Annotated in this window: 1 protein-coding gene; it reads left to right on the forward strand. The window is 45.5% G+C overall.

Features of this window, described 5'->3' with window-relative positions; genetic code table 11:
- A partial coding sequence (locus tag DNI29_RS23965) for an SET domain-containing protein-lysine N-methyltransferase (protein ID WP_133255758.1) occupies positions 1-183 on the forward strand: 183 nt, incomplete at its 5' end.
- Positions 184-275: the final 92 nt, after the last annotated feature.

The following is a 275-nucleotide window of genomic DNA, read 5'->3' on the forward strand; positions in this document are numbered from 1 at the left end:
GCATTGGGATACGTGGCGCTATACAACCATGCGTCGCCAGCCAATTGCGATTACCTGATGGATTTCAAACAGCAAACCATTTCCATCATCACCGTTCGCAGCATTGCAGCAGGTGAGGAGTTGTTCATTAATTACAACGGTGATTGGAACGATGAAAAGGCGGTATGGTTTACAGCGAGCTGAGGGTTGATTCGTGGCGTTTACGGCAAATGCATTGCTTTAATCAATGGCGTTTTTTACCGCCCTTGTTTCTGCTTTATAAGATCGTTGTTTCT

Origin of the sequence: Hymenobacter sediminis (assembly GCF_003231285.1) — a bacterium.
Lineage (GTDB): Bacteria > Bacteroidota > Bacteroidia > Cytophagales > Hymenobacteraceae > Hymenobacter > Hymenobacter sediminis.